The organism is Streptacidiphilus sp. EB129 (assembly GCF_041262645.1).
GTDB lineage: Bacteria > Actinomycetota > Actinomycetes > Streptomycetales > Streptomycetaceae > Streptacidiphilus.
Window position 1 is genome coordinate 14337 of record NZ_JBGCCS010000040.1, and the last position, 19846, is coordinate 34182.

General features: G+C 68.1%; 16 protein-coding genes. 5 read left to right on the forward strand and 11 right to left on the reverse strand.

What is annotated here, in order from left to right; all coding sequences use genetic code 11:
* Positions 1–225: 225 nt before the first annotated feature.
* Positions 226–2016 carry an ABC transporter ATP-binding protein gene (locus ABH925_RS32130; protein WP_370153750.1) on the reverse strand — a complete coding sequence of 597 codons (1791 nt, stop codon included), beginning with the start codon at positions 2014–2016 and terminating at the stop codon, positions 226–228.
* Positions 2017–3272: 1256 nt separating this feature from the next.
* Between ABH925_RS32130 and ABH925_RS32135 the strand changes: the two genes are divergently transcribed.
* The gene (locus ABH925_RS32135; RefSeq protein ID WP_370153752.1) at positions 3273–4130 is read left to right on the forward strand and encodes a DUF3048 domain-containing protein; all 858 of its coding nucleotides are present in this window, start codon (positions 3273–3275) and stop codon (positions 4128–4130) included.
* A gap of 116 nt (positions 4131–4246) precedes the next feature.
* Here the strand turns inward: ABH925_RS32135 and ABH925_RS32140 are convergent, their stop codons facing one another.
* The gene (locus ABH925_RS32140) at positions 4247–5227 is read right to left on the reverse strand and encodes a peptidase (RefSeq protein ID WP_370153754.1); all 981 of its coding nucleotides are present in this window, start codon (positions 5225–5227) and stop codon (positions 4247–4249) included.
* Positions 5228–5249: 22 nt separating this feature from the next.
* Positions 5250–5765, reverse strand: a complete 516-nt coding sequence (locus tag ABH925_RS32145) for a hypothetical protein (protein ID WP_370153756.1) — start codon at positions 5763–5765, stop codon at positions 5250–5252.
* A 491-nt stretch (positions 5766–6256) separates the two neighbouring features.
* On the opposite strand from ABH925_RS32145, the gene ABH925_RS32150 reads away from it, so the two are divergent.
* A complete protein-coding gene (locus ABH925_RS32150; protein WP_370153814.1) occupies positions 6257–6529 on the forward strand; it encodes a hypothetical protein in 273 nt (90 codons plus the stop codon).
* Here ABH925_RS32150 and ABH925_RS32155 read toward each other — a convergent pair.
* Positions 6456–7583, reverse strand: coding sequence for a hypothetical protein (locus ABH925_RS32155; RefSeq protein WP_370153758.1), 1128 nt, complete (start codon positions 7581–7583; stop codon positions 6456–6458). The two genes, ABH925_RS32150 and ABH925_RS32155, sit on opposite strands and share 74 nt — an antisense overlap.
* Before the next feature lie 394 nt (positions 7584–7977).
* Between ABH925_RS32155 and ABH925_RS32160 the strand changes: the two genes are divergently transcribed.
* Positions 7978–9801 carry an FG-GAP-like repeat-containing protein gene (locus ABH925_RS32160; protein ID WP_370153759.1) on the forward strand — a complete coding sequence of 608 codons (1824 nt, stop codon included), beginning with the start codon at positions 7978–7980 and terminating at the stop codon, positions 9799–9801.
* A gap of 555 nt (positions 9802–10356) precedes the next feature.
* Here the strand turns inward: ABH925_RS32160 and ABH925_RS32165 are convergent.
* On the reverse strand, positions 10357–11172 hold the full coding sequence (locus ABH925_RS32165) for a dioxygenase (RefSeq protein WP_370153761.1): 816 nt from the start codon (positions 11170–11172) through the stop codon (positions 10357–10359).
* A 132-nt stretch (positions 11173–11304) separates the two neighbouring features.
* Here ABH925_RS32165 and ABH925_RS32170 point away from each other — a divergent pair, with 132 nt between their 5' ends.
* A complete protein-coding gene (locus ABH925_RS32170; protein WP_370153763.1) occupies positions 11305–11931 on the forward strand; it encodes a TetR/AcrR family transcriptional regulator in 627 nt (208 codons plus the stop codon).
* A 436-nt stretch (positions 11932–12367) separates the two neighbouring features.
* Here the strand turns inward: ABH925_RS32170 and ABH925_RS32175 are convergent, their stop codons facing one another.
* Both ABH925_RS32175 and ABH925_RS32180 read right to left on the reverse strand, forming a co-directional pair.
* Complete coding sequence (locus ABH925_RS32175) at positions 12368–13360, reverse strand: peptidase (protein WP_370153765.1); 993 nt, start codon at positions 13358–13360, stop codon at positions 12368–12370.
* A gap of 18 nt (positions 13361–13378) precedes the next feature.
* Positions 13379–13744 carry a hypothetical protein gene (locus ABH925_RS32180; protein WP_370153767.1) on the reverse strand — a complete coding sequence of 122 codons (366 nt, stop codon included), beginning with the start codon at positions 13742–13744 and terminating at the stop codon, positions 13379–13381.
* Between the two features lie 82 nt (positions 13745–13826).
* Here ABH925_RS32180 and ABH925_RS32185 point away from each other — a divergent pair, with 82 nt between their 5' ends.
* Entirely contained in the window at positions 13827–14153 is a 327-nt protein-coding gene (locus tag ABH925_RS32185) for a hypothetical protein (RefSeq protein WP_370153769.1), read from the forward strand.
* Between the two features lie 562 nt (positions 14154–14715).
* Here ABH925_RS32185 and ABH925_RS32190 read toward each other — a convergent pair.
* The 4 genes from ABH925_RS32190 to ABH925_RS32205 all read right to left on the reverse strand — a co-directional run bounded on the left by ABH925_RS32190 (position 14716) and on the right by ABH925_RS32205 (position 19134).
* Positions 14716–15873, reverse strand: a complete 1158-nt coding sequence (locus ABH925_RS32190) for a lactonase family protein (protein WP_370153771.1) — start codon at positions 15871–15873, stop codon at positions 14716–14718.
* A 287-nt stretch (positions 15874–16160) separates the two neighbouring features.
* Positions 16161–16565, reverse strand: coding sequence for a DUF6009 family protein (locus ABH925_RS32195; protein ID WP_370153773.1), 405 nt, complete (start codon positions 16563–16565; stop codon positions 16161–16163).
* A complete protein-coding gene (locus ABH925_RS32200; RefSeq protein ID WP_370153775.1) occupies positions 16562–18085 on the reverse strand; it encodes a phage/plasmid primase, P4 family in 1524 nt (507 codons plus the stop codon). The genes ABH925_RS32195 and ABH925_RS32200 overlap by 4 nt, the downstream gene beginning before the upstream one ends.
* Positions 18082–19134, reverse strand: coding sequence for a bifunctional DNA primase/polymerase (locus ABH925_RS32205; RefSeq protein ID WP_370153777.1), 1053 nt, complete (start codon positions 19132–19134; stop codon positions 18082–18084). The genes ABH925_RS32200 and ABH925_RS32205 overlap by 4 nt, the downstream gene beginning before the upstream one ends.
* Positions 19135–19846: the final 712 nt, after the last annotated feature.

Genomic DNA, 19846 nt, shown 5'->3' on the forward strand with positions numbered 1-19846 from the left:
CCCGACAAGCGTCGGCGATCGGTGTCGCCTCCGGCGCCCTGACGGCAGTGATCCCGGTCGCGAGTGTCTGCGGCGCTGTCGTGTCGTGCCTGGGCGACAAGGAGGGATGTCGGCCCGCAGCTCCGTCTCGTCGGCCGGCAGGAGCGTTCTGTTCACCGGCGCCAGCAGACGGAAACACGTCCTGCGGAGGGATGCCGGCGGCCGGGTGGGGTGTGGTCTGGTCCGTTATCCCCTTGGCGAGGTGAGGCGTCCGCCATCGAGGACGAGCCTGCGGTCGGCGGCGCGGGTCAGGGCGAGGTCGTGGGTGATCACCAGAGCCGTGCGCCCGACCATCAGGTGCTGCAGCGGGCCGAGGACCTCGGCCGACGCCAGGGCGTCCAGTCCGGCGGTGGGTTCGTCCAGGACGAGGACCGGTGTGTCGCGGAGCAGGGCCCGGGCGATGGCCAGGCGGCGCAGCTGACCGCCGGAGAGCTGGGGCGCGTGCGGGTCCAGGAGCGTGTCGTAGCCGTCCGGGAGTCGAAGGATCACCTCGTGCAGCCCTGCGTCCCGGGACGCGGCGATGATATCGGGCCGGGTAGCGTCCTGGCGGGCGCAGCCGATGTTGTCGGCGATCGTGGCGGGCAGTACCTGGGTGCGCTGCGGCACCACTGTGACGTGCCGGCGGAGGAAGGCCTGCGGCAGTTCGTCGAGGCGGTGGCCGTCCAGGGTGATGCAACCTGTGTGGGGGTCGAAGAAGCGCAGGAGGAGTGTGGTGAGGGTCGACTTCCCCGACCCGCTGGGCCCGGTGATCGCGACGATCTCGTTGGGCCGCACGCTGAACGAGACATCCTGCAAGCTGTTGCGGACGGCGCCCGGGTAGCGGAAGCCGACGTGCACGAACGCCAGCTCGCCGCGCGGTCGACCGGGTGCGCACAGCCCCGGGCGCTCGCTGGCCGCAGGTCGCGCGTCCCAGACCTGCGCGACGCGTTCCGCGCCAGCACCGGCCGCGGTCAGCGTCAGTGCCAGCTGGCCCAGGGACTGCACCGGCGGGTACAGGCAGCCCAGGAATGCTGCGAAGGACAGCAGCTGACCGATCGTCATCCGGTGCTGCCCCACCTCCCACGCGCCGAGCCCGATCACCGCGAGCACACACGCGGATTCGAGCACCGTCACCAGCTGGTGATACAGCTCGCACAGCCGCACCGCCGCGAGCGAGGCGCGCAGCCATTCCCAGGCCTCGCGCTCCAGCCGCTGTTCTTCGACACGCTCGCGGCCGAACGCCTGGGTGAGCTCGATGGCGCTCAGCGACTCCTCGATGACCGCGGTGATCGCACCGTCGGCGGCCCGCTCGCGCCGCGACACATCCTGGACCCGCCGGGAGAAGTACCGGGCCGCCAGCCAGAACAGCGGCGCGAGCGAGAGCACGACCAGCGCCATGTCCCAGCGCAGCCAGAACAGTGCTGCCGTGAACAGGCCGATACTGCACACCGCCGAGACGCCGCCGATCAGGCCCGAGACCATCAGCTGCTCGACCGCCCCGATATCGCCGGTGAGCCGCTCAACCAGGTCCCCGTTCCGGTGGCGTTGGAAGAAGTCCGGTGCCAGCGACTGAAGATGGGCGAAGACGCGAGCGCGCAGGCGCATGACGAACCGTTCGGCGACCTGCGCTCCCAGGCAGTTTCCGAAGAACCCGACGACCGCGGTCGCCACACTGATGGCCAGCCATGCACCCGCCGGCTGCCAGAACGCCGCGACCGATCCGGTGCGCAGCGCGCCATCGGTCAGCTCCCCGAAGAGCACCACGGCGGCTGTCTCACCCACCGCTGCCAGTACCACGGACAGGCTCACCAGCAGCAGCCGGAACCGGTCGCCCCCGGTCAGCGGCCAAAATCGGGCCAGCGCCCGCAGGCCTCCGCCCGCGCGGGGCTGGGCCGCCGTCGCGATCCCGGAGGTTCCGGGGACGGCGGCTGCGCCGTCAGCCGGACCGGACACTGCGCCGCCGATGCCGCCGACCCGTGCCCCTGTGTATGTGCTCAACGCAGCTCCTCAACGACGAGGCGGGTCCGCGGGCGTCTGCGCCGCGGACCCGCCTCTGCTTCTGGTCACGCTTCCCCGAGTTGCGGCTGCTGTCAGCGCCGGCCGCTACGGCGGCCTCGGCGGTCGTCCCGCCCGTGGCGGCCTTGCTCCTCGTGCCGCTCGGGGCGGCGGTGCCAGTTGCTCATCCTGACCGGAACGAAGCGAAAGCTCATGTTCTTCTCCTCTTTCGAAAGGCACTGCGATTTTGATGCCCCAGCCGTTTCGTCTGCGACGTGGACGACATTACGCAGCGCCAGGCGCGGAAAACTGAGCATGCCACTGAAAGACACATGAGATTCCACTGAACCAATTACAGGAAGGAAGACGGGAAATTAGACAGGACGAGTGAACCGGCAACGGGCCGGAGGATGCGCCCCGATGTGGGGTCCCCGGGATCTCCGCTGGCAGACACGGGTCACGCTCGGTCATGAACGAATTCTGAGACGGACACAAGAAGCCCGCCCGGGCTTGCCCGGTCCCGCCGGAATCGAGCCGACATTCCCGTCTCGCCGATTGGCGCCTCGTCAACACCCTGGCCGATTCCGGCTTCTCGGCCGCCAGCAGAGGCGGAACCCGCGTGTTGGGCGACTCCTGCCGGTTTCAGGGCTCCGAGGGCAAGGTTTTTGCAGCCCCACCGCGCACACCCGGGCCGCACGCCGGACCCGCGGTGCAGCGCCAGCCCGGTCCCCGCGGTCCCTCGGGGCCCGCACCCTTCACGGTGGGCCGACTTCTGCTGCAGTTGAATCCTCAACTATATGGGGCAGCCCTGAGCCGGTTCAGCGGCTTTGGCGAGTCAACCCGGCGGACCGGCGGGACGGGATTGTCGCCGGTAGCCGGGCACTGCCAGTGATCCGGTTCAGCATTGCGGCGAGATCGTTGCCCTGTGCTCCGGCCCAAAATGTGGTCCCGGGGTGGCAGGGGGGTGACCGGCGGGACCAGGAAACATACTCGGACGCATGCGCGCGCGTTGGAGGTCCCTGCCCCTGCCGGCGAGGGTGGCCGTGGCCGCCGTTCCCGTCGTCGCCGCAGTGATCGGCGTGGTGCTCAGCATGCCCGGAACGCGTTCCTCGTCTCCCCCGGCGCCGGCATCGCGGCGACCGCCGGTACCGGCGCAGATCACGCTCACCTCGTCGCGCGTCGCCGCGACTTCCTCGGAGTCGGGATCGCCGCGACCGCCGGTACCGGCGCCCGGTGCGACCACCCTGCCGGCAGCACCGGTGTCGCCCCTCACCGGCCTGCCCGGCCAGGCCGGGCGCATCCTCGCCGTGAAGATCGACAACATCGTCGACGCCCGTCCGCAGACCGGCATCGACTCGGCCGACGTCGTCTACGCGATCGAGGCCGAGGGAGGCCTGTCACGCTTCCTCGCCGTCTTCGACTCCAACCATCTGCCACCCGGCAACCGCATCGGCCCGGTGCGCAGCGCCCGGGAGAGTGATCTACCGGTCCTGCAGCAGTACGGAAAGGTCGACTTCGCCTACTCGGGGGCGCTGACCCGGTTCCTGCCGGTCCTCGCCGCGGCGAACGTGTTCAACTGCTCGCCGCTGCAGGACAGCCCCTCCTTCTTCCGGGGTCAGAACAACGTGCCGCCCTACAACCAGTACCTGGTGCCGTCGGACATCCTTCGAGACTTCCCCGACTCGGCGACCGCCACCGATGTCGGCTTCCGTTTCGGCAACGCGCCCTCGGGCGGCGTCCCCACCGCCACCTTCACGGCCACGATGCCGGCGGCGTCCTTCACCTTCAACTGGTCCGCCGGACAGGACAAGTACCTCGTGGCCATGGACGGCGCACCCGCGGGCACCACCGACGCGGGACAGATGGGCGCACCGACCATCGTGGTGCAGAAAGTGGCCGAGACCACGTCCCCAAGGGGGTTCATGGACTCCCCGGGCGTACTGTCCCCCTACGCGCCGACCATCGGCAGCGGTCAGGCCATCGTGCTGCGCGACGGAAAGGCCTACGACGGCACCTGGTCGCGCCCCGACGCCACCAGCGGTACCGCGTTCGACTTCGCCGGCCAGCCCATGACCTTTCATCCCGGCCAGGTGTGGATCGTCCTCGAACCCGAGTGACCGCGACGACAGACCCCGAAACGGCACGGCGGCCACCCCTTCGCCTGTCCCGCAGCCGTCCACCGAACTCCGGCAACTTCACTTGGATCCTGACGAGTTCTGGTGGACAGCCGGGCCTACGGCGTGCGGGCCGGTCTGCGGCGCCCCCTGCGGTAGGCGACGGAGCCGACGAGCACAACGGAGGTCGCGACGGCCGCGGCAGCTACCCTTTCCAGCAGCGGGGTAAGGCTGTCGGCCGGGAGTGGTTTGATCGGTCCGCTGGTGCCGGCAGCGTGCGGGAAGGTCAGCCTGTCGGTGACGGCGTGCTGGACCAGTCCGCTGGCGAGAGTGAGGTCGGCCGTCCATGGCCCGTCCGGCAGGTTCTTGTCCACGGGCACGGTGATGGCTTCGGTTTCGTTCACGGCCAGTGTCGTGCCCCGGTTGGCGGGGAATGGGCCGGCGTTGAAGAATCCAGGACTGTCGGTCAGTTCCAGGGATCCGCTCATGTCCAGAGCGCGCCCACCGGTGTTGCGGACCTTGGCGAGGACCTCGGGTGTGCCGTCAGCGGTACGCGCGGCGGTCACGTTGTCGATTCGGAAATCGGAGGGGGGCTCGCCGCCGGGTCCCACGTCGAGGTAGACGCGTACCCCAACCCGGTTCACCATCCGGACGCTGGCCGCCGCGTCCGACGCACCGCTGTCCGACGCCCAGATGACCGCGTACCGCTCGCCGCGCGAGGCGGTCCGCGGCACGGTGATCGTGGCTTCGACCCGCACGCTGCCGTGCGCGGGGACCTCGCGCCCGGTGCCGTCCAGACGCACCCAGCCGGTCAGCTCATTCGTGGTGTGGTCAGGCGCGAACGTGAACGTGCCGTTTCCGACCGTGGCCGCACCCGCGTACAACTCGACATGCTGCACTGTGTCTGAGGTGTTGGCGACCTCAAGTCCGCGGTGGATGACCGTACCGGGCGCGAGGTGGTCGATGATGTATGTGTGCGCACGCGGGTCCGCCTGCCGGTTGACAGGCGCTTCCAGCAACCGGATAAGAATCGTGCCCGCTGGCTTCTCGCTTCCGGCCGCTGCGCCTGGGGCGTACAGGAGGGTGCCGAGCACGGGCACCGCACCGAGCAGGCACAGCCGGCTACGCCACCGAATGAGTCACCGTCCCGGTGTACGTGCCGGCGACCGCGGCCGCCGGCAGCGTGACCACGATGGTGGGGTTCCATGTCGCGGAGTCGTCCCCGGTGCCCGCGGTCAGCGTGAACGCCGTGCGCGAGACACTGAGGTTCTGCGCCGCAGGCGCGGTGGCCTGCCCGGGGGTGAAAGTGCCCAGCCCGGTGGTGGCCGTCGCCGCCCCCGACCAGTACGACACATCAGTAGTGGGAACGGTCTCCGCTGCGGTGCCCCCACCCGTTTTGAAGCTTGTGGAGGTAACCGATGCCGTCCACGCGGCCGTGAGCAGGGCACGGTTGTCCGTCACCTGCACCGCACCCAACTGCCCCGAGATCGAGGTACCCGGCGTACCACTGCCAAGACTCGCCGTACCCGGCACCGTGATCCCCAGAGACCCTCCAGAGACAATGAACGTCGTGGTGGTGTCACCCGGCGCGGCGTACGCCGGCGCGGTAACCACCGCAGTCATCAAGACGGCCGTCACAGGCAGTGCATACCTCAGCTGCATGAACGCGCTCTCCTCGGATCAGGGATACCGAATCCAGTCATTTGATCCGCATCTTCTACCGAACCACAGCGAGAAACCATTCAATTTGCCTGTTCGACGCGCCCCGCAGGAGTACTCATATATTCACCGGAGATAACCAGGCCACGATCCCGAAATTCCCCACCCTGCACATGCCCCACAAGTGGAATCCGGACGTGCTGCCCGCTCCTCAAATCGCGGACCGATTCCCCCGTGCGCAGATCTCGCGGACCGTGCACTAGAGCAGCAGATCAACCTTCTTGTGACTGTTTCTGACCGGTCGTTTGGAGATGGGCGGGAGGGGTCACCGCAGTGGTGCTGGTCTTCCGGCGCAGGTCCGACAGCAGCCCTCGACCAGGTCGGCGAACACCTCCAGCGGCTCCGGCCGCGCGAACTTCCTCACCGTGGAGCCCTGACAAGGGCTCAGCTGCGCGCGGCCTCCTGGAACCCTGAGCACGCCGACGACCTGGCCGAGGCGCTACGTCGAACGCCGCAGAACCCGGTACCGCATACCCCAGGGCGAGGCCCACCGGCCGGGCTGGCGCCCCGCCCTGGAGATGCTCGACGAGCTCAGTACTCGGGACCCGACCACGCCGGACGCCGAGACCACCGCGGGCTACGGGGACAACGCGCCCTGGGCTCGCCCTCTCAGGGCGTCAACGTTCCGATCTGACTCGGGCCGTTCTCGGCGAACCAGAGTTTGCCGTCGCTCCCGGTGCTGATGTCGAGCGGGTCCGCGTTGGAGGTCGGGACCGGCACCTCGGAGATCGTCCCTGACGTGGTGATCCGGCCGATGTTGTTGTCGTACGACGCGGTGTACCACAGGGCGCCGTCCGGGCCGGTGGTGATGCCCCACGGGAGCGGGAACACATCCGGGAGCGCGTACGCGGTGAACACACCTGCCGTGGTAAGCGTTCCGATCTGCGAGGTGCCACCGTCCGTGTACCACAGGGCGCCATCCGGCCCGGCGGTGATGCCGATGGGCAGCGAACTGGGCGAGGGGACTGCGGTTTCCGTGACCGAACCGCTGGTGGTGATCCGGCCGATGCTGCCGGAGAGCAGTTCGGTGAACCACAGTGCGCCGTCCGGCCCGGCGGTGATGTTCAACGGGTACGCGTCCGAGGTCGGGACCGCGTACTCGGTGATCGAACCGCTGGTGGAGATCCGGCCGATGTTGTTGCCGTCCGGCTCGGTGAACCACAGTGCGCCGTCCGACCCGGCGGCGATACCCCACGGGAACGCGCCCGAGGTCGGGACCGCGTACTCGGTGATCGAACCGCTGGTGGAGATCCGGCCGATGTTGTTGCTGTTCGACTCGGTGAACCACAGCGCGCCGTCCGGGCCGGCGGCGATCTCCCCCGGCCCCGAGCCCGTGGTGGGCGTCGGGTACTCGGTGAACGCGCCCGCCGTGGTGACGCGCCCCACGGCGCTCGCGGAGTTCTCGGTGAACCACAGCGCGCTGTCCGGGCCGCTGGTCATGCCCCACGGGCCCGCCGCGTCAGTGGGGGTCGCCAGTTCGCTGATGGTCGGGCTCTGGCGACGCTTCGACGTGCCCGATCGGGATGTCGGCTCGTGCCGGATGTGCTTGCGCAGGCAGCGTACGAGCCGCTGCGGGTCCTGGTGCCGTTGACAGGACTTCGTCCACGGGCGTGCGGAGCCGGGGTGATTCGCGGTAGCGGCGGAGGCGGCGGTACCAGGAGCGCCGACCAGGGTCATCAGGACCAGGACGGCGAGGCCGAGCGAAAGCCGCCGCAGCAGGCTAAAACGGTGACACATGAGCACCTTCCAAGAGAGGCGGACGGGGTGGAGCGCTGGCAGCAAACACCGTCGCTGGGTCTCCCCAGCAAGGGAGCGACAGCGACGGCTGCCCGCATCGCGACACGGCCGACTCGGGCCGAGATCGCTCACGCCACCACATAGCACACGCACTATCACCGACACATTAGCGCCAAACTCACTTCGCAAAACCTTCAGCACGTAGATGGCATATTCCATGCTAGGAGGGATTACCTCTTTTGGTCTTCCATTAGTGGCTGAGCTGATCAGATGGAAAGGTCGACTGCTCACGTAATCGGTCACTCGCGCGCGTAGGTTACAGCAGAAATGGGGTGATTTCCTCAGTCGTGCGCGTCGGATCCGCATCGGACAGAAGCCTCCCTATCGTGTGCATATGACAAAGCTTCGGCGTGGAGCGGATTCGCTGGTCATGGTCCTGCTGGCAGCGCTGCTGTCGATCACTTCACCCCATATCGCGGAGGCGGCCGGGACACTGGCCTTCGCTGCGCATGTCGACTACACCACCGGGACGACCCCGTTCTCCGTGGCGGTCGGGGATTTTCGGGGGATCGGCCGCAAGGACCTCGCCGTCGTCAACTACGCCTCGAACACCGTGTCGGTGTTCCTGGGCAACGGGGACGGCACGTTCGCGGCCAAGGTCGACTACGCGACCGGCGCCAACCCGCAGTCGGTCGCAGTCGCCGACCTCAACGGCGACGGCCACCTCGACCTGATCACCACCAACTACGGTTCGAACACGGTGTCAGTGCTGTTGGGTAGCGGGACCGGTACGTTCGCAGCAAAGGTCGACTACGCCACCGGTACCAACCCGGAAGCGGTGGCGGTCGGGGATTTTCGGGGGACAGGCCGCAATGACCTGGCTGTCGTCAACCACGCCTCGGACACCGTGTCGGTGCTCCTGAACAACGGGGACGGCACGTTCGCGACCAAGGTCGACTATGCCACCGGCTCCACCCCGCAGTCCGTCGCCGTCGCCGACTTCAACGGCGACGGCCACCTCGATCTGGTCGTCGCCGATCACAACGCGGCCAGCGTGTCGGTGCTGCTGGGCAGCGGGACAGGCACGTTCGCGGCGAAGGTCGACTACGCCACCGGCAACGCCCCATGGTCAGTGGCGGTCGGGGACTTTCGGGGCGACGGCCGCAAGGACCTCGCCGTTGCCAACTACAACGACAATACGGTCTCGGTACTGCTGAGCAACGGGGACGGCACGTTCGCGACCAAGGTCGACTACGCGACCGGCAGCGGCCCGGAGTCGATTGCGGTGGGTGACCTCAACGGTGACGGCCACCTCGACCTGGCCGTGGCTGACTACCTCGGGGGCACGGTGTCGGTCCTCACGGGCAACGGGAACGGCACCTTCGCGGCGAAATCCGACTTCACCACGGGCGGCGGCCCGGCCTGGGTCGCGATGGGCGACTTCAATGGCGACGGCTACCTCGATCTCGTCACTGCCGACTACGACTCGAGCAAGGTGTCGGTGCTACTCAACAGCACTCCGGAGCCACCGGCGATCACCAGCGCGAACACGGTCACCTTCACCGTCGGCGTGCTCGGAACGTTTACCGTCACCACGACGGGCACCCCGCTGGCCACCCTCTCGAAAACCGGATCGCTGCCCCTCGGAGTCAGCTTCACCGGCCACACAAACGGCACCGCCACCCTGTCCGGCACGCCCGCCTCCATCAGCACCGTCGGCAACTACCCGCTGACCATCACCGCCAGCAACAGCACTGGACCCAACGCCACCCAGAGCTTCACCCTGAGGGTCATCACCTCGCTCTCGATCAGTGTGCCCTCCAGCGCGAACCTGGGCTCTGGCGCCCCTTCGGGCACGATCAGCGTCCATCTCGGCACCGTGCAAGTAACCGACGGCAACGTCGCCGCATCCTGGACGGCCACCGTCTCGGCGACGAACTTCACCACCGGCGGCGGCACCGCCCCCGAGACAGTTGCGAAATCGTCCCTCTCCTACTGGTCCGGCCCGGCCACCGCCACCACCGGGCTGGGCACTTTCACCCCCGGGCAGGCCACCGCCGCGAACGAACAGACCCTCGCGGTCTCCCGGACCGCGTTCAGTATGACCGTCGGCGTCCTGAGCACCAGTGCGAGCTGGAATCCGACCCTCGTCGTCGCGGTGCCCGCCGCGGCCGTCGCAGGCACCTACACCGGAACAATCACACATTCCGTCGCCTGACGTCCTCCCCGGCGCAAGTGAGTTTCCGGCTGCTGCGCCTGGGGCGTACAGGAGGGTGCCGAGCATGGGCACCGCACCGAGCAGGCACAGCCGGCTACGCCACCGAATGTGTCACCGTCCCGGATGCAGCCGATGAGTGCAGCTCGGTGGCGGTGCTGCACGACACCGAGGATTGCCTGATGTTCGGCCTCGCTGTGGAACCCCAGCAGTTGCGGGGGCTGGGCCGACGCAGTGGTCGCCAGGGCCGGCATGGCCAGGGCGAGCAGCGCGCCGACGGTGAGGAGTCTGCTGCCGGTCCGGCGGGACCGGTGGGTGATGCCGATCATGGGAGGATTCCCCGTCCCGGCGGGGGCCGCGTCAGCAGCCCCGGGAAACGAGGCCCGGCGGTGGACTGCAGGGGACCCTGGATGCAGGGGCGGCTCCGGGCATTGCGTCGCCGGGCGCGATACCCGGGCCTGGTGTCGGCCGCGAACCCCTTGCGCTCGCGACGCGACGTTTCCCGGGCGCGGCCAGACCGGGCCGCACCCCGTGCCTCCTTCCCGACAGTCTCTCGGCTCAGGCCGAGACCTGCGGTTCGATCACGAAGTCATACGTTGCCCGGAAGCCGACTGCGTCCTCTGTCGTGATCTTTTCCAGAGGGATGATCAGGTCTGGTTTGACAGCGTTGCCGGCGTCCTGGTCGAGGTAGGGGTCTCCGCTGAAGAAGAGCTGGGTGGTGAGGGTTCGGTATCCGGGCCGGCTGACCTTGAAGTGCAGGTGTGCCGGTCGCCAGGCGCTTCGACCGGCGAGCTGGAACAGTTCCCCGGTGGGGCCGTCTTTGGGGATCTCGTACTGGGCCGGGACCACCGTCTCCACCTCGAAGGTTCCGCGATCGTCGGTCCGGAGCCGTCCGCGCAGGTTGTAGTCGGGAAGGCCGGGGTGGACGTTGGAGTACCGCCCTGGGATCTCCCCTGTTGCCTGCCACATGTCCAGTTCCGCTCCTGGCAGGGGCGTACCGTCGGTGCCTTTGACCGTTCCCGACACCACCAGCCGGTCGCCCGGTTCGTCGCTTCGGCGGGGCAGTTTGCAGGGGGGAGCAAGGAGCGGGGCGCCGGGAACGTAGAACGGGCCCTGAATGGTCGTGGTCGAGCCCGTGCTGGCGGCGTGGGTGACCTCGTCAACCGTTGCCTCGAGCATGACCGCGAACAGCAACGGGATCTCGCCTGCTTGGGCCAGCCGCACCAGGAAGGCGACTGCGGCGTGGAACTCGTCGTAGTCGACGTTCTTGTCCCGGATCACGCACCGGATGCTCTCCACCAGCGCGTCGACCACGTCTGCAGCTCGTTGGTCTGTCATCACCGATCCTCCTTCGATGATCAGCGACCGCCACATGCAGCGGTTCCAGCGCCAACGCTGCCACTCGGCTCAGATGTCGGCTCCTGGGCGGGTGCCCGGACCGTCCGCGGTGGCGCAGAACCAATTTTAGTGCGTGCAGATGTGCATGTAAATAGGTACCCTGGACGCATGCCTCGCCGCTACTCGATGGAGAAACGGGCGCCCGCCACAGCGGCCGTACGCCAGCAGCTCATCGACGCCACCCTCGCTGAGCTGGTCGCCGTCGGAGGTGGCGCGATCACCCTCCAAGGAGTCGCCGACCGTGCCGATCTGGCCCTAAGGACGCTCTACAACCACTTTCCCAATCGTGACGCCCTCCTGAGCGCCGCGTTCGTGCACCACACGGCCCAGACCCGGGCCGCCGTCGAGGCGATGAGCCTCCCCGACGCCGAGCCTGAAGAACAGCTTCGCCATGCGGTACGCGCCTACTACTCGCGCTATGCGGTGATGGGGCCGCGCCTGACAGTGTTGTTGTCCCTGCGCGGCTTCCCCGACCTAGACGAACAGGTGCGCGCCATCCGAGCCTGGCGCCGCGGGGTGCTCGGCCAGATCATCGCGCGAGCCCGCCAGCAGGGGGTGCTCGCCGTGCCCGAATCCACCGCGGTCGCCCTCGCCTTCACGATGACCAGCCATGCCTCCTGGCAGATCCTCGCCAGCGAACTCGGCGGCGCCGGTCCCGAGTCGTCCGAGGTTGCCGGGCAGGCGTTGAGCGCCGCCCTGTTTCACCCGCACCAGCCACCCGGCACACCCGACTGACCCTCACATGCTGCTCTGGCTACTCATCAAGCCGAGTCGCTCGCGCCGGTGAAGCCGAGCCCGGGGGGACACGCCGAATACCACTGAGTATCCACGCCATCAACCGATGAAAGTCACACCAAAGGCCGCTCGCCCGGGCCGCACAATCCGATTCGTTCAAGGGCACGCGCCAGACTTCGGCCACCGCGCTGTCCCCGTTCCACAGCTCACGATCGACAGGGTCGTTACGCGCTTGGGGCTGCTCACGCCGAAATGGCGGACAAGCCTGCCACGCACGGTGAATTAGCCGAAGGCAGGCTGTGGCTGGCCCTGACGGCGGTTCAGCCGGTCGGAATCCCGTTGCAGCCCCGTTTGCGGCAGTTCACGCCGCAGCACAGAACAAACGACCATGACGGTGGAAACGGACCGGGTGAATCCCATGGCCCCAGAGCGTCCCTCACGCCCGTTGCCGGACCCGACGAAATTGATACCCAGCCACACCCGCGAGTACGAGCGCCGCGACGGCAGCCAGCGCCAGGCGCGTACGCCACCGGGCCAGTCCCAGTTCGACGGCGTTGCCCGTAGCCCCGGGCGTGTGGGGAAACGTGACGACGGCATTGACCTCGCGTACGACAAGGCCACTTTTGAGGGTGAGGTCCACGGCCCAGGGACCATCAGGCAGTTGCTTGTCCAACAGCACCGTGACCGGCGCATGACCGCCGGGGAGCAGTGTGGTACCCGTCTCGGCCGTGAACGGGCCGGCGCGCAAACCTCCTGGACCGCCGCTGAGGGACAGCGTTCCACTGAGGTCAACGGCACGCCCGCCGGTATTGCGGACCTGTGCCCACAACTCCGGCCGACCGTCCCGGGTTCTCGCCGGGGTCACCTTATCGATCCGGAAGTCCGAAGGCGGCTCGCCGCCGGGACCGACGTCGATGTACATGCGCACTCCGACCCGGTTGACCAGCGTCACACTGTGCGATTGGTCGGGCGCTACGGCCCCCTGCGCCCAGATCACCGCGTAGCGTTCACCGGTTGACGCATCGTTTGGCACGTGGAGGGAAACCTGAACGGGTGAACTGCCCCACGCCGGTACGTCCACCCCTGTGCGGTCCAATGACGTCCAGGTGCTCAATTCGTTGGGCGTGTGCTCGGGAGCGAACGCGAATGCGTTGTCGTCAATGGAGGCCGCTGCCGCGTAGAGGTCGATATGCCGCAGGGTCGCGGACTCGTTGGTGACCTCCACCCGCCGCTTGATGACGCTGCCGGGCGCGAGGTGGTCAACGATGTAGGTGTGCGCTCTCGGGTCATCGCGGCGACTGACGGGGGCCTCGAGCAGTTTGATCCCGATCCCGGCGGCAGGTGCGGCGCCGTGGCCCCCGGCGCCGTGCGCGCCGGCCGGTGCCGCTCCCACGCCGGTGAACAGCACGGCGATCAACAGCGGCACCATCCAGCGGCGAAGCATCCGTCAGGCCACCGAGTGGGTGACGGTTCCGGTGTATGAACCGGTTTGGAGCGTGGAGGGCAGGGCGACGATGACCGTTGGGTTCCAGCTGCAGCTGTTGCCGCCGGCGCCGCCGGTCATGCTGAAGGCCTCTTGAGAGGTGGTCAACGTCACTGCGGCAGCGGCGTTCGCCTCACCCGGAGTGAACGTCCCGCTGCCGGACGTCGCCGTGCTCGGTCCTGACCAGTAGCTGACGTCGCTGTTCGGGACCGTGGCTGAGGGCCCACCGCTGCCTGTGGTGAAGGCGGTGGATGACACGTCCGCACTCCACGCGGCGGGATTGGCGCCCCGGGCGTCGTTGACCGTCACCACGCCGATCTGTCCACTCACCGTGCCTCCCAATGTCCCGCTTCCAAGGTCCGCGGTCGCGGGTGCCGTGACGGTCAGGGCGGCACCGCCGACGGAGAACGTAGTGGCGGTGCTGGCCGCCTCCGCGCCCGTGGTAGTGCCTGTGGAAAGGGCGACCAAGAGAGCGGCCGCCGTGGCCGTGTTCAACAGGAGCCTAATACGCATCATCACTCCATGGGACGTTGCTGAAGGGAGTTTCGCTCGGATCGGATTCAATTCGCAATCCAGTGCAGGTATGCATTACCATCAGGCGATCATTGATACGCATGGCACGCAAAACAACCCTTTTGGCGTCAAGGCGAGTACCGTTCGGGCTCATTATCAGTTCCCGGAACTTCTTGCGCTGGGGAAAATCAGGTATTTTCGCCAGTATTCAGTCCGGCGACCGTAAGCCTTGACTTCGATTCGTCAGCCGTCAGCATACGGTGATCGGTTCGGCAGTTCGACCGTAATTTCGGCAGTTCGACCGTAATGGTGTTGTCGAGGTGGCCCGACACGGACGGGCCGGCCGGCGCCGCCGTCGGCCTACCGAAGGCGGCTGGGTCGGCCTTCGGGCTCCCGCGGGCGGGGTAAACCAGAGTCGCCGCCGGGCTCCCCGTGGGGCCCGGTGCTGAACCGGGACGGCCCAGACGCTCGGATTCCCGGCCCGCCCACCAGTGCCGTAGACCGCCGGAGAGTGCGGGTCGCCATGACGGTCGTCCGGATACCGCGGGCAGCCCGCCGACCGCTTGCGGGCTCGTGCGCACCGCCACCAGCGCGGGTCTGTGCGGTAGGTCGCCGCCATGCCCCGCCTCGTGCCCGTGAGCGATGCCGGAGGCGGATCGTGTCGGCGGGCATATCCCGCCCACCGACACGTGCACCGGGAAGCCAGCGGCTGCTGATGTGGGGTCGTCATCCGTATCCCGGGTCCGCGGCTGCTGTGCGGCGGCGCGCGGTGCGACCGGTTGCGGGGGTCAGGATGCGGCGATACCTTCGCTGCCAGCGCCGTTGGGGATGGCCGCGGTGCCCAGTGGGGTCAGGGTGCCGTCGTCGTTGACGGTGAATTCGTCGATGATGCCGTTGACGCCGGTCTGGACGTAGAGGAAGCGTCCGCTGGAGGAGGCCGTGGCATCGATGGTGCCCGGGTCCGTGCCGGTGTTACCCAGAGCGGTGAGCTGGCGGCCGCGGTCAGCGGCGCGGAAGCCGCTAATGGTGGCGCTGCCGGCATTGGAGGTGTAGAGCAGGTCGCCGATGGACACCACCCAGCAGGTGGCCGACTGGCCGGTGGCCGCGAAGGCCTTCTGCTGCGCCGTCCCGTCGTGGTGGATGTCGAAGGTCGCCAGCGCGTTGGGGCCGGCCTCGGTCAGGAAGATGCCGCGATGGCCGTTGGGGACGAATCCGAAGGGAACCGCGCCGGGCAGGTTGGTCACCACAGGTGTGTCCGAGGGTGCTCCCGAGTCGTCGATGGCGAAGACGTCGAGGTTGTTACCGTTGGCCTTGGTGGTCACCACGAGCTGCGAGCCGTCGCGTACGAAGCCGACCTGGCCCGGGGTGTTGGTGAACTGCGGGGTGGCGTTCGGGTCGAGTCCGAGGCTGCGGTGCCAGCGGTCGCGCTTGTGCAGATGGTCGCCCTCGATGGTGTAGCCCTGGATCGAGCCGCCGTCCAGGGCGTTGAGCACATAGACGACATCGTCGTGGACGGCGACGCTCACCGGAAACTGACCACCAGAGTCGACGACCTGGCGCAAATCCAGGTGGTCGCCCTCAACGGTGAAGACGGAGACGGTGTTGCTGCCCGCGTTCACCGCGTAGAGCAGGCCGCGGTGCCGGTCGTAGGTCAGCGAGCCCTGGGAGGCCAGATGGTCGGCGACCGAACCCGTCAGCATGCCGCCCAGGCCGCCGGTGTCGTAGGTGTCGGCCTGGCTCAGCCGTCCCTGCCGGTCACGGTGGTAGGCGACGATCTGATTACCCAACAGGTTGTTGGTCTGGGCGAAAACCGCGTGCCAGGCGTCGCCGTGGCGCGGAGCCTGACGGTCGGCAGCGGGAGCACTGGGCGCGGACGTGGCCAGCGCCGCTGCCGTGGCAAGAGCCGTGGCGATGATCACACCTAGACGGCGGGTGACGACGGGCATCATGAAAGCCTCTCTGGGGCGTGGTCTGGACGGGGCTGGCCCTCGGACGCGCTTGCTCGGCTGACCTGGCGTCATGCACGGGGACCCGGACTGCTGCGGTCACGCATGCGCCGGTGCCATCACTGGTTCAGGCGAGGCGTGTCGGCGTACGCAAACTGACGATACGTCACGAAATGCCCAGATATGGGAATGCCAACCCCAGCGCGCCGCAGTTGCATGCCTGCGCGTACCGCGCGACCGGGCCTTCGATGTCGCTCCACCTGCACGTAGCTGGCGTCAGCGCGTGGCTACGCCTTGGGAAGGGTTATTCCCAGTTCCAGCATCGCCGGTGACGCCGGTCCGCCTTCCGAGCGTTCGGTCTTGTAGCCCGTCTGGGTGGGGGCCAGCGTACGGGGGTCGACGGACTCCGAGGGGGCACCGGTGGCGTACAGGCCTCGGGGCTGGGTGTCGCGGTCGTGGGGTGCTAGCCAGAAGACGCGGCGCAGGTGGGTGCCGGATTGGCGCGACGGTTTGGCGGTGGAGCCCAGGATCGCGTAGCCGACCATACGTCCGTCGCGGTGGAAGGAAGGCTTGCCGCGGCGGGAGGGGAGGCGGTCCAGGGACTGCCGGACGTACTCGAGGTCGGTGATGTCCTCGAGCCATACCAGGTCGGTTTCGTGGGCGAGCTGGCCAGAGTCGATCAACGCGCTCACGTCGGCTCCTCGGTTTGGTCGGAGGCGATCAGTCCGATGCCTGGGTAGTACTTGCGCTGGTTGGAGAGGATCATCTCCTTGGGCGAGGCGATTCCGACAGCTTCGCGAACGCGGGTGGCCAGGGCCCGGGCTGAGACCGGGTTAGCTCCCTCGAATCCGCACCACCGGGTGTAGGCGCTGTACAGGGGTGCCTGCTCGGCCCGCATGGCCGGGTCGAGCTTGCAGCACTCCGCGATGAACCGCCCCACGTGGTCCTCGGTCTCCGCGTACGCGGTCGTGGCGACCTGGACACGCTGCGGGCCCTGCAGGTCCCGGTCTCCGGCCAGGTAGCGGCGTGCTCCTTCGATCAGCCAGGCCAGGATGCCCGGGCCTTCCTCGGTGACCAGGACGTTGGCCAGGTTGTCGATCTTATGGGCCTCGGGTACGACACGTTCGAACGGGATCAGCCGGATCCTGCGCCAGAACGCGAAACCGCCCGTGCCGACCTCGGGACGGTGGTTGCCCAGCAGCCACAGCTTGTGTGTGGGCTCGAACGAGAAGAAGTCCTGCCTCATCCGCCGCGCTTTGATCCGGTCACCACCCGTCAGCAGCTTCACCCGTGCCTCGTCGAAACGATCCCCCGGCTTGAGCTCACTGCACACGATGATGCGCCGACCGTGCAGTTCCGCCAGATCGGTGGGATGGCCCTCGAACGCCTTGGCCATCAAGAACCCCGGGGGCGCGGCATCGGCGTAGTCGCCCAGCAGTTGGATCATCACATCGAGCAGGACCGATTTGCCGTTCTTCCCGTGCCCGTACAGGAATGGCATCACCTGCGCGCCGACGTCACCGGTGACCGAGTAGCCGAGCAGCAGGTGCAGGAACCCGACGACCTGCCGACCCTCCTCATTCGAACCGAAGGTGTCGTCGAGGAACCGCTGCCAGCGCGGAGTCGGCATCGCGGCGGGGGCCAGGGTGGTGGAGCGCGAGTGGTAGTGCTTCGCGGGGTCCGGCGCGGTGATGTATCCGGTACGCAGGTCGACGACGCCGCCCGGAGTGCACAGGGTGTAGGGGTCCGCGTCCAGCAGCGCCGCGTTCAGAACCATCCCCGGTGCGGTCTTGGCCTGCTGCAGCATCGCGTTCATACCGGATGTGGACAGCGACCGCCGGCGGTGGCGCCCAAGGTCCTGATTCGAGTACAGGCCCCTCGGGTCGGTGGTGGCGATGGACTCGGCCAGGTCGCCGGCCGCCCACAGCACGGTGTCGTCCTCGTCGAGCTGCCAGCGGTGGCCCCGCCAGCGGTACCACCCCAGGCCCGGGACATGGTGGTAGTCGCGCCGGTAGAGGTCGGCGAACAGCTTGGCGTTGCCGCGGTCACTCAGCGAGTCGGGCAGCAGGCCATGGCTGCTGACGGTGTCGACGGGGGAACCCTGCGCGGGGACCGGCACCTGAGGAGCGTCGGGAACCTCCAGCAGGAGTCGCAGCTGTTCGGCGGTGGCCTTGGGATCGAACTCCCCGACCCCGGACGCGGATGGACTCATGGCCGGCCTCCGAGGTGCAGGGGCCGCCGGGCCCCTGCGGCCATACCGCTGCGGATGATCTGGGCGCAGCGTTGTTCCTGGGCTGGTCGCGCCTGGACGGCGGCGGCCAGGAGCCGGCGTTCGGCGTCGGCACTGGGAAGGTGTCCCGCGGCCGCCAGTCCGCCGAGGGTGAAGGCCGCACGGTTGAGCTTGTCCGAGAATCCAGCGCCCTGCGGTGTGTGCGCGCAGTCGGCGACTTCCTGGAGCGCGGCGAGCAGGGTTCGGCTGGCCGCGTCGCGGCCGCCGCCTGCGGCGATGACGGCTTCACGGGCACGTTGAGGGATCACCGAGGCGGGCTGGGTCCGCTCGTGGTGACGGTGCGGGTCCTGACGGTGCCCGGTACGGGAGAGTTCGATGGCAAGCCATTCCGGGAGCAGGGCCGGGGTCCGGCAGGTGCCGACGGGGGCGTAGGTGCCGGCCTGCGTCGTGGTTCCGGGGGCGATGATGTAGCCACCGGTGGCGCGGACGTCGACCTGCCAGGCGAGGGCTCGGCCTTTGCCCGTACCGGTCGAGCACAGCCAGGTCTGCCCTGCCGGAACCCGGTACCAGACATGGAGGCCCCCGGAGGGGGTGCGGACGCGCAGGGTGTTCTCGTCCTCGGCCGGGTCGAGGACTCTGCGCAGGGCGGCGAGCAGGGCCAGCGTGTGGAAGCCATTGGCCAGACCGGTCAGGTTGATGCTCTCGGGGATGGCGATGCCGGGCAGCAGCCGGTCGCGCGTGGGCAGCGCGTGGGGGTGGGCGTCGATGTCGATCACCACCAGGTTGGCCGGGCCGCAGGCAACGCCGACGCCGAAGGACGGTTTGAGGTTCCACCAGGCAGTGATCAGATCAGGGTCGGTGGTGGCGGCGTGGAATCCGTGGCACCAGCGCCCGGCGGTCAGACAGGGGCAGTCGGTGGCGGTGTGGCCGGGGGTCTGGCACGAAATGCAGTTCCCCGCGGGAGTCTTGCGTCCGGCTGCGAGCGGATGAACCGGCCAGCCGTGGCCTGCGCACCAGCGTGCGACTGCCACGGGGGCTGGTCGCACGGCCTGGGTCGGGACGAGGCTCGCGGTCACTACCGGGTCACTGGGTCCTTAGAGTTGGGTCACTGCCAGGGCGAATGGGTAAAGCTGCAGGTCAGAGCCCATCCACATCGCAATTAGCGACTCAAGCGACTGAAGTTCAACTATGTGCTCGGACAGCCTAGCGGAGGGTCTGGGACGGATCGCGGAGGCTCCCGCTCCCGACAGCCACGCGATTCGCGGTGGCGAGTGGCAGCGACTCACCAGTTTGAGTCGCTGCCACTGCCTGGACCTTAAACCAGCAGGTGAGAGGAGTTTCCACGCCCAAACAGCGACTGAAGCGACTGAAGCCCGACATATATGACGCGCACACGCACGCGGGAATGTCCTTGTAATGCCGACCTTGAGTCGCTTCAGTCGCTGTTCGCGATGTGAAATGGCTCTGACCTGCGGTTTTTCCCTGGAATACTTGGCAGCGACTGAACGGATTGAGTCGCTGCCTGCCCGCTTCAGAGCCTGTCCGCACCCAGGGCGCCGCTGAGTCCGACTGCTGCCTTGAGTCGCTTCAGTCGCTCCGACTGCTGGTGAATGCGGCTTGACCAGCAGGTACTCACCCCCGAGGGACGTCAGCGACTGAAGTACCGGGCAGTCCGGCCCGGCGTGTCCTTGCTGAGGCGTGCGCAGCGCCGTGCACGCGGGCGATGTTCATTCAAGAGGTTGT

Excerpts from the sequence above, each read along its gene's own strand:
- ABH925_RS32155 (WP_370153758.1), bottom strand. The coding sequence starts at position 7,583 with ATGTGTCACCGTTTTAGCCTGCTGCGGCGGCTTTCGCTCGGCCTCGCC.
- ABH925_RS32160 (WP_370153759.1), top strand. The coding sequence starts at position 7,978 with ATGACAAAGCTTCGGCGTGGAGCGGATTCGCTGGTCATGGTCCTGCTG.
- ABH925_RS32165 (WP_370153761.1), bottom strand. The coding sequence starts at position 11,172 with ATGTGGCGGTCGCTGATCATCGAAGGAGGATCGGTGATGACAGACCAA.
- ABH925_RS32170 (WP_370153763.1), top strand. The coding sequence starts at position 11,305 with ATGCCTCGCCGCTACTCGATGGAGAAACGGGCGCCCGCCACAGCGGCC.
- ABH925_RS32175 (WP_370153765.1), bottom strand. The coding sequence starts at position 13,360 with ATGGTGCCGCTGTTGATCGCCGTGCTGTTCACCGGCGTGGGAGCGGCA.
- ABH925_RS32190 (WP_370153771.1), bottom strand. The coding sequence starts at position 15,873 with ATGCCCGTCGTCACCCGCCGTCTAGGTGTGATCATCGCCACGGCTCTT.
- ABH925_RS32200 (WP_370153775.1), bottom strand. The coding sequence starts at position 18,085 with ATGAGTCCATCCGCGTCCGGGGTCGGGGAGTTCGATCCCAAGGCCACC.